Here is a 13,897-nt window from a genome sequence, read left to right as displayed (position 1 = left end):
GCTCTCCCGCCCGGCCGCACGATGCCTCGCGACAGCCCCCTCGGTCGGACAGGACGAGGCGGAGTATAAGCGAGGTTCCGGCGGCGGGGAGCGATTGCCGAATTATCCCCGCCGGCCCTCCCGTCATTGCGAGCGAAGCGAAGCAATCCAGGAGGGCTCGCCAAGAAAAGTGATCTTGCGCCCCTGGATTGCTTCGCTTCGCTCGCAATGACGGAGAAGGGTGAGGTGTCGGCCGCTGGACCAGTTCCGCGAGGGCTCACCGCGCGGTCGGGTTCAGGCTCACGATCTCCCTCCCGAACACCTCACCCCTGCCCCTCTCCTTCCAGGAGAGGGGTTCTCCGTCGCGATTCGTGCGCCTCGTCGATCGAAGGGGTGTGTTCAAGCCGGGCATGGCCGGTCAATCCCGAGCTTGACGGAGAGCGCCGGCGAAAGGAGAGGGCCGCCGGCGCTCAGCGCGTGCTCGTGGAGACCTCGACCGTCGTCATGGCTCCGCCGCTCTTCATGATCTCGGCGGGCTCCCAGATCACGCGCGTGTCCCTGGGCGTCGAGACCAGGTGCTTGAGCTGCTTCTTGCCCCTCTCGGAGAGCAGGCGGCTCGCCTGGAAGCCGAGAAAATTGCTGTAGCTGCGCTCGCCGCCGTTGAAGACCACGACGCGGTCCTGCAGCACGACGATGTCGCCCTTCTTCAGCGTCGGGTCCTTGAGATACCAGAACGGGTCGTTGGCATATTCCATCGGCGCGACGCGCGGGATCGGCGGCTCGTCCTTGCCGGTCGTGGCGGCCGGCTGGCCGGGCTTGCGGTGCTTCGGGCGCACCGTCATGTGCAGCGGCGTGCTCTCCGGGGCCAGGACCGGCCGCGGCGCGACCCCGAACAGCCTTTCGAGGAAGTTCGCCTGCGCCGGAGCGGCGACGGCGAAGGAGGCGGCAGCCAGGGCTGCCACGACGGCGGTTCGACGAAAATCGGCGGACAAGGCGGCGGTTCCCGGCTCTGTGGCACCGGAGATAGCGAGCAGGTGCGGCGATCTCAACGGGCAAATCGGCTCGTGCTGAATCGCCTGTTGGCAAGCTGCGCGGCATTGCGCCGATCACGTTCGGAACCGGTTGAATTTCGGGCGATTTACGCCGCTTTCCAAGGTGGCCGCTGCGGGCCGCCGCGCCCGGCGCATTGCAACCATGCGCCGCGCGGCTGAGCTTCTCTCGAGGCGGCAGCAGCCGGAGAGCCGAGCGTGCCGCCGTCGCAACCCGCAGCATCGTCAATTCAGCAACCGGGACCCCAGGGAGAACGCGGTGTCCTTCAACTGGATCAAGGGCGGTGGCGCCATGATTTCGGCAGGCTTGGCCGCCTGTTGTCCTGCGGCGACGAGGCGGGCCACCCAGATCTCGCCATCCGAGTAGTACGGATCGCCCTCGCCATTGCGGCCGTTCAGCGTCGGGCCGATGCCGTTCATCTGATAGATGCGGCTCACCATGCGCGCGCTGTTCAGCCCGTCGATCAGGCTCTCGCGCTCCTGGTCGACATTGGGAGCGATGCGGTGCGTCACCTGGCCGGTGTCGCGGCTGAGCGTGACGCCGCTGTCGAAGGTGGCGGAACCGAGCCAGACGGGGCGCGCATCGGCGCCGCTTGCAAGCACCTGCCAGAGCCGGACATGCTCCCGGCGATCGGCGCTTGCCCCTGCCGGCTTTTCGAACGCCAGGTCCTCGCGCCTGCCCTCGAAGAAAAGCGGGCTGACCGGCGCGCTCTTGTAGGGCCGGTCGAGCAGGACGCTGCCGATGATCTCCAGGCTCGTGCGCAGCGTGATCGGGTCGGCAGGATACCAGCCAGCCGCCTGAAAGGCGCGGACGAGATCTTCGCGGCTGCCGATCAGGCCGACATTGATCGGATCGCCCGGAATTCCCTGCGCGTTCGCCGTCACCATGGCCCGTTTCGAAAGCCCGGGGTCATGTTCCTTGCGTGTCCAGAACGCCGGCAGAACGACATAGCTGACCGCGACATAGGCAGCGACGACCACGGCCAGGACCTTCGCGGTCCGCCGCCTCTTCCGCCTCGGTTTTCCATCGACCGGTTCATTCATCTGGGAGCACCGGGGCGGAGCGCTGTCCAAGTTCGAGATGTCGCCCGCTCGATCATAGCCGGGAAGCGAACGATCCTGCGCAAAAAACCCGATCGTCGATCTGCATCGGTGGTCGCCGAGGCGAAGCGCGGCCGTGGCCGATTGCAAGCAGGCCCCATCCCGCTACGGTGCCCCTGCTGGGGAATGCTGCGGGAGCTGAGCCGATATGGCCGTCATGGAATTCGAGGCTGCGCCCTTCGATGCACAGGGCGCGCGCATGACGCTGTTTTCCGCGCTGCTCGCTTCGGTCGAGCGCCATGGCAAGGGCCGCGGCGCGCTGGAGGACCCCGAGCGGCAGCCGATCAGCTATGGCCGGCTGGTGCTCGGCGCATTTGTGCTCGGCCGCAAGCTCGCTGCGCTGACGCAAGCCGGCGAGAAGGTCGGGCTGCTGCTGCCGAATGTGCAGGGCATGGCGGTCGCCTTCTTCGGGCTCTCGGCTTACGGCCGCGTGCCGGCGCTGCTCAATTTCACCGCCGGCGCCAAGAACCTGAAGGCGGCCTGCGAGATCGCGCCGCTCTCGACCATCGTCACGGCGCGCCGCTTCATCGACCAGGCCAAGCTCGACGACGAACTCGCGGCGATCTCGCAGGGCAGGCGCGTCATCTATCTCGAGGACATCCGCAAGGAGCTGACCAGCCTCGACAAGGCACTCGGCGCGCTGGCGGCGCTGGCGCCGGGGCTGGTCCACCGCCGCCATGCGGCCGGGCCGGACGATCCGGCGGTGGTGCTCTTCACCTCCGGCACCGAGGGCAAGCCCAAGGGCGTGGTGCTGAGCCATGCCAATCTGGTCTCGAACGCCCGCCAGATCTTCCAGCTCGCGGCCGGCTTCCTCAGCGAGCGCGACATCGTCATGAACCCGCTGCCGGCCTTCCATTCCTTCGGGCTGACGGCGGGCCTGCTGATGCCGCTGCTGCACGGCATGAAGGTCGTGCTCTATCCGAGCCCGCTGCACTACAAGCAGGTGCCGAAGCTGATCGGCGAGATGGGCTGCACCTTCCTGTTCGCGACCGACACTTTTTTGCAGGGATATGCGCGCGCTGCGGACGAGGGCGACCTGAGAAGCGTGCGCTATGTCGTCGCCGGGGCCGAGCGGGTGAAGCCGGAGACGCGCAAGCTCTGGGAGCCCTACGGCACCACCATCCTGGAAGGCTATGGCTGCACCGAATGCTCGCCGGTGCTCGCCTGCAACACGCCGGTGGCGATGAAGGAGGGCAGCGTCGGGCGGCTGCTGCCGGGGATCGCGGCCAGGCTCGAGCCGGTCGAGGGCATCCATGAGGGCGGCAAGCTCATGGTGAAGGGGCCCAACGTGATGCTCGGCTATCTCCTCGCCGACCAGCCCGGTGCCATCGCCCCGCCCGAGGGCGGCTGGCACGATACCGGCGACATCGTCGCGATCGAGGACGGCTACATCACGATCCGGGGCAGGGCGCGGCGCTTTGCCAAGCTCGGCGGCGAGATGGTCTCGCTGGCGGCGGTCGAATCGATGGTCGCGGGCCTGTGGCCGGACTATAATCACGTCGTCGTCGCCTTGCCGGATGCGCGCAAGGGCGAGCAGCTCGTGCTGGTCACCGAAAAGCCGGATGCCGAGAAGAAGGCGCTGCAGGACGAGGCGAGGGCGCAGGGTTTTCCGGAACTGTGGATGCCGAAGGCGATCCTCGTCACCCGCGTCATCCCGGTCCTGGGCAACGGCAAGATCGACTATGGCGCGACGCGGGAGCTCGCCATCACGATGCGGCCGCTGCTGTGACGCCGGATTCGCATGATCTCGCGCATGATCTCGGAGGGCGCATGCTGCCGTTTCTTCCTGTCGCCATGGTCCGGATGGCTTTTCTGTTCGCCTTCGGGCTTGCGCTCGCGCCGGCCGATCTTGCGGCCCAGGCGGCGGGGCAGACCTATGTCCGCCGCGACGAATGCATCGAGGCCGGCAAGCTCTCGGCCGAGCAATGCGAATTCGCCTACCGCAACGCCCGCGCCGAGTTCGAGCAGAAGGTGCCGCGCTACGCTTCGCGGGCGCTGTGCGAGCGGGCCCATAAGCGCTGCGGCGCGCAGGTCTCGACCACGGGCGGCTGGGACGCGCTGGCGCGCGGCGGCGGGGCTGCGACCTATGTGCCGCGCTTCGTCGGCATCCGCGTCAGCGGCGAGGGCGCCGCCGGCAAGGCGCTGCCGATCGTCGAGGGCTCGGCGAAGATCGCCTTCCAGGCCCGCCAGGTCGCAGCGCTCGACGACAAGGTCGCCGGCCGCCGCGCGGTCATCGGCGGCGGTGGCGGGCGCGGCCAGACGCAGGCGAGCGGTCCTTACGTCCGCCGCGGCGACCGCGACGACACGGTGCGCGTGCCGATGGAGCAGAAGCGCATCGGCGCCGATGTCGCGCCCGGGCTCTATGTCGATCCCGACGGGGTCGAATGGTACAAGCCGGCCCGGCGGCGCTGACGCCAAGGGCATTCTGTCCCGGCTCGGAAAAGCGCCGTCATCCCGGAGCGGCGCGGGTCCGCGCACAACCGTGAACGCTCTCCCTTGTAGCCGCCCTCGCGGAAGGCTAACCGTGGTCGCCGCGCGGACGTGGCGAAACTGGTAGACGCAAGGCACTTAAAATGCCTCGCCAGAGATGGTGTGCGGGTTCGATCCCCGCCGTCCGCACCAACCTTGCATTCAAGCCGTTGAAGCCCTGGAAGTTATTGGTTTCCAATGGCTTGCCCTCGCTCGCCAGGTCGTCCCCGCTGCCGTGCGTGACGTCGTATCGCGCTGCCGACGGGGTTGGCGGAGCGGCGCGTTTCAGGCGTCCCGGTTCGATGCCGATGGCCCGAGGCCAGCGGCAGGATCGACCGGTTGAGATCGAAGCCTGGCGGGATAGGCCTCGTTCTCATTCACCGGGAAGGCCCGAATTCTCACTTCTGACCGTCTGCCAATGCTAGCTTCGCCCATGGGAGTGTTTTCTTCCGGTCAAAGAAAGAGGCTCCGATGCAGATTCCGGTCGAGACGAAGCCCGCTATTTGGGGCGCGGTATGTGGCGCAGTGGCGCTGGCAGTGGTTGGCTTTACGTGGGGCGGGTGGGTTACCGCCGGCACCGCTGACAAGAATTCCAAACTGAGAGCGGAGAATGCGGTCGTTGAAGCGCTGGCGCCGATCTGCGTCGAAAACTTCAATGATCAGCCCGATGCAGCGGGCAAGCTCGCCGAGCTGAAGGAGGTCAGCTCCTGGCAGCAGGGAGACTTCATCTCCAAGGGGGGCTGGGCGACGATCATCGAGGGCACGAAGCCCGATTCGGCGGTGGCAAAGGCCTGCGCCAACACGCTCAGTAATGTGAAGTCCTGACTGCTCTGGAGGGCCGGGCCGTATGGCTTCGGCCCTTCAGCGCCATGCGTCCGCGAGATGCGCGAATACATGATCGGGCACGCCCCGGCGGTCTTGGCGACCTTGCCCTGACGCTGCGGCTGAGGTTGCCAGCGGTTCTGCCCGAGCCGGATTGCCAGCCGCTACAAGGGCCTCGGTCCGCGCCAGCCCATTCCTTCCCGTGGTTCTTTCCCTCCCGGTTTTCGATCTGTTGCGGCCTGTTTGCCGCCGCAACGCCCGAGTTGCGCCCTGGCGGCCTGGCGCGCCTCGCCTGACGCAATGCAGCTCTCACCGCGCCGGCATTGCCGGGCCGGTTCGCCATGCGCTGAACTGCACCGAGATCATTGCAGGAGAATCAGATGAGCGGCCCGGTCGAACTGAAGGCGCGTATCCAGTCGGGGGATCTCGTCGCCGGGACCATGGCCCTGGAGTTCTTCGTGCCGGGCCTTCCCGCGATCGCCGCCGCGGCGGGGGCGGAGTTCATCCTGCTCGACATGGAGCATACGGGTACCGGCTTCGAGACGATGCGCATGCTCTGCGCCGCCTGCCGGGGGCTTTCGATCGCGCCGATCATCCGGGTCCCGACCACGGAATACAGCCTGATCGCCCGCGCCCTCGATATCGGCGCCCATGGCGTCATGGTGCCGATGGTGAACACGGTGGAGCAGGCGAGACTGATCGCCTCCTGCGCTCATTATCCGCCGGCAGGACACCGTGGCGCCGCCTTCGGCATCGCGCATGACGATTACCTGCCCGGCGATCCGGCTGAAAAGATCGCCAGGGCCAGCGCCCGCACCGTGATCATCGCGCAGATCGAGAGCCCGCAGGGCGTCGAGAATGCGGAGGCCATCGCGGCGGTGCCGGGAATCGACGTGCTCTGGGTCGGGCATTTCGACCTGTCGAACTTCATGGGGATTCCCGGGCAGTTCGCCCACCCGGACTTCGATGCCGCGCTTCGGCATGTCGGGCGCAGCGCCCGGGCGAAGGGGAAGGCGGCCGGCCTGATGGCCGGGGATCTCGGCTGGTCGAAACGCGTGCGGGAGATCGGATATTCGGTGATCGCTCAGGGCATCGACGCCGCGCATTACCAGAACGGATTGAGTGGCGCGTTGCAGAGCCTTCGCTCGTTTTAGAGCAAACTTCGATCTGACCGGATCGTCATTCCGGACAAGCCGCAAAGCGGCGCCGCTCCGGAATCCATCGAAGGGCACTGCGCTCTACGATGGATCCCGGCGTTCCGCTTCGCTCCAGCCGGGATGACGGTGCAGGGTGATCGAAAAATGCTCTAGGACCGGCCGAGCCGATAGAGGGAAGCGGCGGCCTTCACGAGAGCCTCCGGTCGCGAATGTCGAGGATCCGCTCGAAGATCGTGCGATGATCGGCGAGCAGGGCCTGAAGCGGCCCGACGGGGCGGAAGGCGCGCATGTCCTGCTCGTCCTCGCCTTCTTCAGCCCAGGACGCGATCGCCTCGTCCGCGGCCGCCAGCTGATCCTCGGAGGGCGAGGGGCCAAGGGGCGCGCCGCTCTCCTCCGCGATTCGCAGGGCGATCTTCCGGCGCAGTTCCTGCTCGAGCGCGATGAGCGGCTCGAGCTCGTCGGTATACGCCACCTGCTGGCCTCCCATTCCTGCTCTTTGGTGATAGCGCATGGCTTCGATCAGCCATAGCGGCGCGCGAAAAGCGTTCCAGCGCGGCACCTGCCACCCAGGCGCGGACCAGAGCGGTTCGCCGGCGTATCATCGCTTCGGCGCCCGGGAAGCGCCAAGATTCATTACGCCGGTGGCTTCGCCGTACCGGTGCAGGATCCGCAAAGCAAAAGGGCCTGGGCGATCAGCGCCCAAGCCCTTGAAAATGCTGGCTCCCGGAGCAGGATTCGAACCTGCGACCAATCGATTAACAGTCGATTGCTCTACCGCTGAGCTATCCGGGATCGATGGGGCCGCGTATAGCGACGACGCCCGCCGGGTGCAAGCCCTTTGCGATGCAACATGCCGGCAAAAGCGGGACGAGGCGCCGGCCGTGCTCGGCGCAGGGTCGCGATGCGGGTTTCGGTTGCGGTGAGGCGCGCCATGTGGTTATAGGCGGCGCTAAGGAGTTCACGCCAGCGTGATCCCCTGGATGGCCTCGTGGCGGAGTGGTTACGCAGAGGACTGCAAATCCTTGCACCCCGGTTCGATTCCGGGCGAGGCCTCCAAACAATCGCGCGCCGCGCGCCGACACGAAGTCGGCCTCTGACCAGGCTGCGCTTCGACACCCCATTTTTCCTGCAAGCGGCCGGCTTTCCCCGCCGAAGCGCCCTTCGGCCCGTCGCATACCCACAATGCGCCTGCCGGCACGGCCTTGCCTTTTGCGGCGGGGTCGCCCAAAACCCGGCTGCCGGCCCCGCGCCGTCATTCGGAGATTTTGAGCATGTCGAGCTTCGCGGATCTGCGTCGCATGATGGTGGATTGCCAGCTGCGCACCTATGACGTGACCGACCGCGCCGTGCTCGCCGCCGCCGATCGTGTCCCGCGCGAGCTCTTCCTGCCGGGCGCGCTCGCGCATCTTGCCTATATCGACCAGCCGGTGGCCCTGCCGGGCACGACGCGCGCCCTGCCGGCGCCGATGGTGACCGCCCGCATGATCCAGGTGCTGGAACTGAAGCCCGGCGAGCGCGCACTCGAATATGGCGGCGGCTCGGGCTATGGCGCGGCACTGATGGCCGCGATGGGCGCCAGGACGACCCTGTGCGAGCCCGACGAGGCGGCGCTGGCGCTGGCGCGCGTCGCCTTCGCGCAGGACGGCATGCCCGCGGTCGAGGCGGTCGCCGATCTGCCGGCCAAGGCGCAGTTCGACGTCGTCCTGGTCGGCGGCGCCTGCGAGACGCAGCCCCGGGCATTGTTCGGCCATGTCGCCCCCGGCGGGCGGCTGATCGCGATCGAAGGGCTCGGCCGCTCGGCCCGGGTGATTCTCTACCGTCATGCCGGCGACACGCTCACCGGCCGCCCGGTCTTCGACGCCGCAGCGCCGGCCCTGCGCGAGTTCCGCAAGGCCGAGGCCTTCGTCTTTTGAGAGTGCGAGGTCTTCGTCTTTTGAGGGTGATGGAGCTTTAAGCGAATTTCGTGCCACGCCTGGGCGCGGCGCGGCGAGGATGGGGCAGGTGTCGCATTTTTGCGGCACTGCCGAATTGAAGGTGGCGAGTTCCCTGTGCGGCGTTGGCGATATCGCTGATCGCGCTTATAAATTTGAAACGAATGCCGAGGCTGGGGCGATGCCTGGGCGTGACTAGAGTCCGCACAAGAGGCGTCCGGTGACTGAAGCGATACTAATCTGGAAGAAGTCCGCGAGCCGCCTGGCGCTGGCCTGCGCCATCGGCGCGGGCCTTGGTATGCCGGCTCTCGCGCAGACCATGGATTCGGCGCTGTCGCGCGCCTATTCGGCCAATCCGACCCTGAACGCCCAGCGCGCCGCCGTGCGCGCCACCAATGAGAACGTGCCGCAGGCGCTCTCCGGCTATCGGCCGCGAATCAACGCCTCGGCCGATATCGGCGCCAGCATCTCCGACAGCGCGTTTCCCGCCGGCGCCCAGGGCCCCGGCTCTCCGCGCACCCAGAGCAACGCCCGGCTCGCTCCGCGCGGCGCCGGAATCACGATCGACCAGAACATCTTCGACGGCGGCAAGACCCGCAGCTCGGTGAGCCAGGCCGAATCGCAGGTGCTCGGCGCCCGCGCCGCCCTGCTCAATACCGAGCAGAACGTGCTGCTCGACGCCGCGACGTCCTATATGAACGTGCTGCGCGACACGGCGATCCTCAACCTCAACCGCAACAATGTCGAGGTGCTGGAGGAGCAGCTGCGCCAGACGCGCGACCGATTTCAAGTCGGCGAGGTGACACGGACCGACGTGGCGCAGGCCGAGGCGCGCCTGTCCCAGGCACAGTCGCAGGCGATCCTGGCCGAATCCAACCTGAAGACCTCGATCGCCCGCTTCCGCCAGAATGTCGGCACCGAGCCGAGGAAGCTCGCTCCCGGCCGCCCGGTCGAGAACCTGCTGCCGAAATCGCTGCCGGCCGCGCTCAACATCGCGCTGGCCGGCCATCCCGCCATCATCGCGGCGCTGCACGGCGTCGATGCCGCCGAACTGCAGGTGAAGGTTACCGAGGCCGATCTCTACCCGGTGCTCGGCGTGCGGGGCACGGTGGCGCAGCGCTATGACACCCAGTTCTTCGGCGACAATCGCACCACGGCCAGCGCGGTCGCGACGCTGACGATCCCGATCTACGAGGGCGGGCAGATCTATTCGCGCACCCGCCAGGCCAAGGAGACGGCCGGGCAGCGGCGCATCGAGGTCGACACCTCGCGCGATTCGGTGCGGGCCGCGGTGGTCTCGGCCTGGGGCGGGCTCGAAGCCGCCAAGGCGCAGATCGTGGCGGCGCAGGCCCAGGTCCAGGCGGCGGAGACGGCGCTCGCCGGCGTGCGCGAGGAGGCCAAGGTCGGCCAGCGCACCACGCTCGACGTGCTCAACGCCCAGCAGGAACTGGTGATCGCCCGTTCGACGCTGGTGACGGCGCAGCGCGACCGTGTCGTCGCCTCCTATTCGGTTCTTTCCGCCAGCGGCAAGCTCTCGGCCCAGACGCTGAGGCTGAAGACCGAGCCCTATGACGCCCGCAAGCATTACGACCAGGTCAAGGGCCTGCTCTGGGGCACGCAGGTTCCGGACGGACGCTGAGGCCTGCCGCCCGCTTTAGGGGCGGGGCAAGGCGTCGCATCGCGCTTGCCGGCGCGATCATGTTCTGGCGGCAACACTCGGGATTTCTCCTGTGAACGGACCGGCGCTCGCCTTGCGTGCCGGTCCGGCGGTGAACTACTCATGATGATGCGGGAGCGCGCTGATTCCATGGGCGTTCCGCGGTCGAGCGGTCCGGATTCAGCATGAGCGCGCAGCCCAAGCCCAATGAACCCTCGATGGAGGAAATCCTCGCTTCCATCCGGCGGATCATCGCGGATGACGAGAAGCCGCCCGAGGCCGAGCCCGTCGCGCTCGTGCCGGAACCGGCGCCCGAGCCTGCGCCCCTTCCCGAGGCCGCTGCCGACGCCGAGGACGATGTGCTCGACCTCGGTGCCGAAGCGAGCCGCGTCGACGAGGCGGTAGCGATCGCGGCCAGCGACGATATCGACTTCGCCGAGCCCTCTGCCGCTGCGCCGGAGCCCGAACCCGACCCGGTGCGGCCCGAACCGGTGCAGCCCGAGCCGCAGCCGATCGCGTTCGTGCCGCCGCCCTTGCAGGCGGCGCCGAGCGCTCCGCTGCCCCCGCCGCCGCTCGACATGGCGACGCTGATCTCCGACCAGACCGGGGCTGCCGTCCACAATGCCTTCGGCGCCCTGGCCAACACCGTGCTGAGCAACAATGCCCGCACGCTGGAGGACCTGGTCAAGGACATGCTCAAGCCGATGCTGAAGACCTGGCTCGACGACAATCTGCCGGGCATGGTCGAACGGCTGGTGCGCGCCGAGATCGAACGCGTCGCCCGCGGCGGCCGCAACTGAATTCACGGTCATCCTGGGCGAGCGAAGCTCGGCCCGGGATCCATCATAGGGCTCCGGCGCCCTACGATGGATCCCGGAGCTGCGCCGCTTCGCGGCTTGTCCAGGATGACGGCGGTGGTTCCGAGTAAAAGTAGCAGGCTCTAACGCCGCCGGGCCGGCCGCGCCCGCCTGACAGGGCGGCCCCGGAGGCCGTCGAAGGCGCCGCCTTCATACAGGCGCTGGATCGCGTAGCCGGTCAGCGCCATCAGCGCGGTCGGCGGACCGAGCCGCGACACCAGCACGCCCAGCGCCAGCGAGATCGGACGGGGATAGCGGCCCGAGGCCGCTTCGGCGGCGACCCAGGCGCCGACGAGATGCACCAGTAATCTCATGACCTTGCTCCCGAGCGTTCAGAGGACGACCTTGCGGCTGGCGCCGAGATCGGGCCGCGAGCCGGTCACCGCCGCGGCCACCATCCTGACGCTGGTGACGATCTTGCCGGGGCTGTCCCAGAACTCGGCGATCGCCGGCCGCACCCGCAGGACCCGGATATTGGGATCGTCCTTGCTTTCCCAGAAGGCGCGGGCGGCGGTCGACCAGAGCTCCTCGACGCGCGGGCGGTCGTCCAGCAGGTTCGCCGTGCCGCTGATCGAGACATATTTGTAGGAGGCGTTGTCGGCGAAGGTCAGGCAGACATTCTCGTTGATCTCGACCTCGTCGTCCTTGTGGGAGCGGCGGTCGGTGAGGAAATAGATCGCGTCCTCGTCGCGCCGCGCATGGGCGCTCATCGGGCGGGCGCGGAGCTGGTCGCCGGCGCCGTCATGGCTGACGAGCATGCACGGGCCGATCTCCTCGATCAGATCCCAGACATGATCCTGGTCGGTTTGGCGGGTCATCGAAAGATCCTCCTTGGTCTGCTCTTCCCAACCGGCAGAAGGCGCGCGGGTTCCTTGCGTATCGCCGATCGCCGCAGCGGAACGGGTGTCGCCTTCACGCGTTGCAAGAGGCGTCCGCCGCTTCCCCTGTCCCGAGGATCCCGTCATGAAGAAAACCGCTTCGCGCATCGACCTGCCGTCCAATGCCAAGAACCAGGTGATCGGCCTGCTGAATGAAAGACTGCAGGACGGAATCGATCTTGCGCTCGCCACCAAGCAGGCCCACTGGAATCTCAAGGGGCCGGGCTTCATCGGGGTGCATCTGATGCTCGACGGCTTCCGCAAGGACCTCGACAAGCATGTCGACACCGTGGCCGAGCGGGCGGTGCAACTCGGCGGAACGGCGCTCGGCACGACGCAAGATGTCGCCGCCGGCTCCGGCCTCAAACCCTATCCGACCGATATCGTCGCGGTGAAGGACCATCTCGCGGCGCTGATCGAACGCTATGCCGCGACCGCCAACAGCGTGCGCGAGGCGATCGACAAGAGCGACGAGGCGGGCGATGCCGGCACCGCCGACCTGCTGACCGCCTATTCGCGGATGCTCGACAAGGCGCTCTGGTTCCTGGAATCGCAGGCCAGCTGAGCGCGAGCCCGGCGCAGGGCGGCATCGCATCGAAAACGTTGACGCGCCGCCCCTGCATGGGCTCTTAAGACGCAGACCTTTTGGCTTTCGTTTTTTCACGGCCGGGGCAGGTTCCCCGGCCGTTCCGCGTTCGAGCAAAGCGATGATGGACAAGACATTCGAGCCGGCCAGCGTCGAGGCGCGCATCAGCGAGGCCTGGGAGAAGGCCGATGCCTTCCGGGCCGGGCGCGGCGCTGCGCCGGGTGCGGAGCCCTATTGCATCGTGATCCCGCCGCCGAACGTCACCGGCTCGCTGCATATGGGCCACGCGCTCAACAACACCCTGCAGGACATGCTCTGCCGCTTCGAGCGGCTGCGCGGCAAGGACGTGCTCTGGCAGCCGGGCACCGACCATGCCGGCATCGCGACGCAGATGGTGGTCGAGCGCAGGCTCGCGGCCGAGAACCGCAGCGACCGCCGGACCATGGGCCGCGAAGCCTTCGTCGCCGAGGTCTGGAAGTGGAAGGAGGAGTCCGGCGGGACGATCTTCAACCAGCTCAGGCGGCTGGGGGCCTCCTGCGACTGGTCGCGCGAACGCTTCACCATGGACGAGGGCCTGAGCGGCGCCGTCCTCAAGGTCTTCGTCGCGCTGCACAAGCAGGGGCTGATCTACCGCGCCAAGCGCCTGGTCAACTGGGACCCGAAGTTCCAGACCGCGATCTCGGATCTCGAGGTCGTGCAGGTCGAGAAGACCGGCACGTTCAAATGGCAGCGCGGCGGCGAGGAGGCTTTCGAGCCCGCCAAGCTCGACAAGGCGCTGGGCAAGGACCCGAACGGCCATCTCTACTATTTCGACTATCCGATCGAGGGCGCGGCCTACGACGCCGAGAACCCTGCGACCTACATCACCGTCGCGACGACGCGGCCCGAGACGATGCTCGGCGACACCGGCGTCGCGGTTCATCCGGAGAACGAGAAGCTCAAGGGGCTGATCGGCCGCAATGCCGTGCTGCCGCTGGTCGGCCGCGTCATTCCGGTCTTCGGCGACGACTATGCCGACCCCGAGAAGGGCACCGGCGCGGTCAAGATCACGCCGGCGCACGACTTCAACGATTTCGATGTCGGCAAGCGCGCCGGACTCAATGTCGTCAACATCCTGGACGGCGAAGCTCGCATCCTGATTCAGGACAATGCCGAGTTCCTGGCCGGTTCCGCGCCTGAGGCGGAGACGCTGGCGCTGCACGGGCTCGACCGTTTCGCGGCGCGCAAGGCGGTGGTCGGGCTGATGGCGGAGCGCGGACTGCTGCGGAAGGTCGAGCCGAGCACGCATACCGTGCCGCATGGCGACCGCTCGGACGTGGTGATCGAGCCCTGGCTGACCGACCAGTGGTATGTCGACGTCAAGCCGCTGGCCAACCGCGCGCTCAAGGCGGTCAAGGACGGGCGCACGAAG

14 protein-coding genes and 3 tRNA genes are annotated in these 13,897 nt (G+C 67.6%); 11 read left to right on the top strand and 6 right to left on the bottom strand.

Going from position 1 to position 13,897, the window contains the following annotated elements:
• Positions 1 to 449: 449 nt before the first annotated feature.
• Positions 450 to 941 carry a hypothetical protein gene (locus V6M56_RS00480; protein WP_332680604.1) on the bottom strand — a complete coding sequence of 164 codons (492 nt, stop codon included), beginning with the start codon at positions 939 to 941 and terminating at the stop codon, positions 450 to 452.
• A 312-nt stretch (positions 942 to 1,253) separates the two neighbouring features.
• Complete coding sequence (locus V6M56_RS00475) at positions 1,254 to 2,072, bottom strand: LssY C-terminal domain-containing protein (protein ID WP_442881041.1); 819 nt, start codon at positions 2,070 to 2,072, stop codon at positions 1,254 to 1,256.
• A 205-nt stretch (positions 2,073 to 2,277) separates the two neighbouring features.
• On the opposite strand from V6M56_RS00475, the gene V6M56_RS00470 reads away from it, so the two are divergent.
• The 5 genes from V6M56_RS00470 (at position 2,278) to V6M56_RS00450 (ending at position 6,574) form a co-directional block, all read left to right on the top strand.
• Entirely contained in the window at positions 2,278 to 3,858 is a 1,581-nt protein-coding gene (locus tag V6M56_RS00470) for an AMP-binding protein (RefSeq protein WP_332680602.1), read from the top strand.
• A gap of 41 nt (positions 3,859 to 3,899) precedes the next feature.
• Positions 3,900 to 4,541 carry a DUF1190 domain-containing protein gene (locus V6M56_RS00465; protein ID WP_332680601.1) on the top strand — a complete coding sequence of 214 codons (642 nt, stop codon included), beginning with the start codon at positions 3,900 to 3,902 and terminating at the stop codon, positions 4,539 to 4,541.
• Positions 4,542 to 4,664: 123 nt separating this feature from the next.
• Positions 4,665 to 4,751 (top strand) — tRNA-Leu (locus V6M56_RS00460).
• Between the two features lie 318 nt (positions 4,752 to 5,069).
• Positions 5,070 to 5,423 carry a hypothetical protein gene (locus V6M56_RS00455; protein ID WP_332680600.1) on the top strand — a complete coding sequence of 118 codons (354 nt, stop codon included), beginning with the start codon at positions 5,070 to 5,072 and terminating at the stop codon, positions 5,421 to 5,423.
• A 377-nt stretch (positions 5,424 to 5,800) separates the two neighbouring features.
• A complete protein-coding gene (locus V6M56_RS00450; protein WP_332680599.1) occupies positions 5,801 to 6,574 on the top strand; it encodes an HpcH/HpaI aldolase family protein in 774 nt (257 codons plus the stop codon).
• Positions 6,575 to 6,764: 190 nt separating this feature from the next.
• Here the strand turns inward: V6M56_RS00450 and V6M56_RS00445 are convergent, their stop codons facing one another.
• Together V6M56_RS00445 and V6M56_RS00440 are read right to left on the bottom strand one after the other, a co-directional pair.
• Positions 6,765 to 7,049, bottom strand: a complete 285-nt coding sequence (locus V6M56_RS00445; protein WP_332680598.1) for a hypothetical protein — start codon at positions 7,047 to 7,049, stop codon at positions 6,765 to 6,767.
• A 245-nt stretch (positions 7,050 to 7,294) separates the two neighbouring features.
• Positions 7,295 to 7,369: transfer RNA gene (locus V6M56_RS00440), tRNA-Asn, on the bottom strand.
• A gap of 190 nt (positions 7,370 to 7,559) precedes the next feature.
• On the opposite strand from V6M56_RS00440, the gene V6M56_RS00435 reads away from it, so the two are divergent.
• The 4 genes from V6M56_RS00435 to V6M56_RS00420 all read left to right on the top strand — a co-directional run bounded on the left by V6M56_RS00435 (position 7,560) and on the right by V6M56_RS00420 (position 10,965).
• Positions 7,560 to 7,633 (top strand) — tRNA-Cys (locus V6M56_RS00435).
• Positions 7,634 to 7,848: 215 nt separating this feature from the next.
• Entirely contained in the window at positions 7,849 to 8,490 is a 642-nt protein-coding gene (locus V6M56_RS00430) for a protein-L-isoaspartate O-methyltransferase family protein (RefSeq protein ID WP_332680597.1), read from the top strand.
• A gap of 238 nt (positions 8,491 to 8,728) precedes the next feature.
• The gene (locus V6M56_RS00425) at positions 8,729 to 10,147 is read left to right on the top strand and encodes a TolC family outer membrane protein (protein ID WP_332680596.1); all 1,419 of its coding nucleotides are present in this window, start codon (positions 8,729 to 8,731) and stop codon (positions 10,145 to 10,147) included.
• Between the two features lie 203 nt (positions 10,148 to 10,350).
• Entirely contained in the window at positions 10,351 to 10,965 is a 615-nt protein-coding gene (locus V6M56_RS00420; RefSeq protein WP_332680595.1) for a PopZ family protein, read from the top strand.
• Between the two features lie 140 nt (positions 10,966 to 11,105).
• On the opposite strand, the gene V6M56_RS00415 is transcribed toward V6M56_RS00420, so the two are convergent.
• The gene (locus V6M56_RS00415; protein WP_332680594.1) at positions 11,106 to 11,336 is read right to left on the bottom strand and encodes a hypothetical protein; all 231 of its coding nucleotides are present in this window, start codon (positions 11,334 to 11,336) and stop codon (positions 11,106 to 11,108) included.
• Positions 11,337 to 11,354: 18 nt separating this feature from the next.
• Positions 11,355 to 11,840, bottom strand: coding sequence for a pyridoxamine 5'-phosphate oxidase family protein (locus tag V6M56_RS00410; protein WP_332680593.1), 486 nt, complete (start codon positions 11,838 to 11,840; stop codon positions 11,355 to 11,357).
• Positions 11,841 to 11,985: 145 nt separating this feature from the next.
• Between V6M56_RS00410 and dps the strand changes: the two genes are divergently transcribed.
• Both dps and V6M56_RS00400 read left to right on the top strand, forming a co-directional pair.
• Positions 11,986 to 12,465, top strand: a complete 480-nt coding sequence (gene dps, locus V6M56_RS00405; RefSeq protein WP_332680592.1) for a DNA starvation/stationary phase protection protein Dps — start codon at positions 11,986 to 11,988, stop codon at positions 12,463 to 12,465.
• Positions 12,466 to 12,607: 142 nt separating this feature from the next.
• Positions 12,608 to 13,897, top strand: a 1,290-nt coding sequence (locus tag V6M56_RS00400; RefSeq protein WP_332680591.1) for a class I tRNA ligase family protein, incomplete at its 3' end; no start/stop codon positions are given.

The organism is Allobosea sp., assembly GCF_036675845.1.
Lineage (GTDB): Bacteria > Pseudomonadota > Alphaproteobacteria > Rhizobiales > Beijerinckiaceae > Allobosea.
Note: the sequence above shows the minus strand (reverse complement) of the source record. Positions and strands in the feature narration are given on the sequence as shown.

What these genes read in the sequence shown, in the direction of transcription:
- V6M56_RS00455 (WP_332680600.1), top strand. Translation starts at nt 5,070, where the DNA reads ATGCAGATTCCGGTCGAGACGAAGCCCGCTATTTGGGGCGCGGTATGT.
- V6M56_RS00410 (WP_332680593.1), bottom strand. Translation starts at nt 11,840, where the DNA reads ATGACCCGCCAAACCGACCAGGATCATGTCTGGGATCTGATCGAGGAG.
- V6M56_RS00420 (WP_332680595.1), top strand. Translation starts at nt 10,351, where the DNA reads ATGAGCGCGCAGCCCAAGCCCAATGAACCCTCGATGGAGGAAATCCTC.
- V6M56_RS00450 (WP_332680599.1), top strand. Translation starts at nt 5,801, where the DNA reads ATGAGCGGCCCGGTCGAACTGAAGGCGCGTATCCAGTCGGGGGATCTC.
- dps (WP_332680592.1), top strand. Translation starts at nt 11,986, where the DNA reads ATGAAGAAAACCGCTTCGCGCATCGACCTGCCGTCCAATGCCAAGAAC.
- V6M56_RS00465 (WP_332680601.1), top strand. Translation starts at nt 3,900, where the DNA reads ATGCTGCCGTTTCTTCCTGTCGCCATGGTCCGGATGGCTTTTCTGTTC.
- V6M56_RS00415 (WP_332680594.1), bottom strand. Translation starts at nt 11,336, where the DNA reads ATGAGATTACTGGTGCATCTCGTCGGCGCCTGGGTCGCCGCCGAAGCG.
- V6M56_RS00430 (WP_332680597.1), top strand. Translation starts at nt 7,849, where the DNA reads ATGTCGAGCTTCGCGGATCTGCGTCGCATGATGGTGGATTGCCAGCTG.
- V6M56_RS00475 (WP_442881041.1), bottom strand. Translation starts at nt 2,072, where the DNA reads ATGAATGAACCGGTCGATGGAAAACCGAGGCGGAAGAGGCGGCGGACC.
- V6M56_RS00470 (WP_332680602.1), top strand. Translation starts at nt 2,278, where the DNA reads ATGGCCGTCATGGAATTCGAGGCTGCGCCCTTCGATGCACAGGGCGCG.